This is a genomic window from Methylobacterium nigriterrae (assembly GCF_037106235.1).
Taxonomy (GTDB): domain Bacteria; phylum Pseudomonadota; class Alphaproteobacteria; order Rhizobiales; family Beijerinckiaceae; genus Methylobacterium; species Methylobacterium nigriterrae.
Genome location: NZ_JBAWTG010000549.1, coordinates 1 through 452, shown reverse-complemented (window position 1 = coordinate 452; position 452 = coordinate 1). Strand labels below are relative to the sequence as shown.

The following is a 452-nucleotide window of genomic DNA, read 5'->3' as shown; positions in this document are numbered from 1 at the left end:
GCCTTGTAGAAGGACTGGCCCGACTTATCGTCCTTGTCCTGGGTGACGTCGGCCGAGACGAGCTTGACGACGCCCTTGATCTCGGGGGTGGTGCGCTGGTTGAAGGCGGCAAAGCGCAGCACCGCCGGCTGCCCGATCTGGACGTGGTCGATGTCCTGCGGGTGGATCTTGGCCTCGACCGCGAGCTCGTCGGACACTGGCACGATCAGCATGGCCGGCTCGTTGGGCGTGATCAGTCCTCCCACCGTGTGCACGCTCATCTGGTGCACGACGCCGTCCTGGGGGGCGCGCAGGTCGGTGTGCTTCAGGATGTCGAGGGCGGCGGTCTGCTTCTCCTCGTTCTCGGAGATCTTGGCGCGGATGTCGGTGAGGTCCTTGCTGACCTCGTTGCGCATGTCCTGGTCGACCTGCAGGATCTGCAGCCGAACCTCCGCCTGCTTGCCGCGCGCCTC

General features: G+C 65.9%; 1 protein-coding gene. It reads right to left on the bottom strand.

Annotation, left to right across the window (positions count from 1 at the left end; genetic code table 11):
• Positions 1-452, bottom strand: a 452-nt coding sequence (locus WDW90_RS38185) for a beta-barrel domain-containing protein (RefSeq protein WP_336492881.1), incomplete at both ends; no start/stop codon positions are given.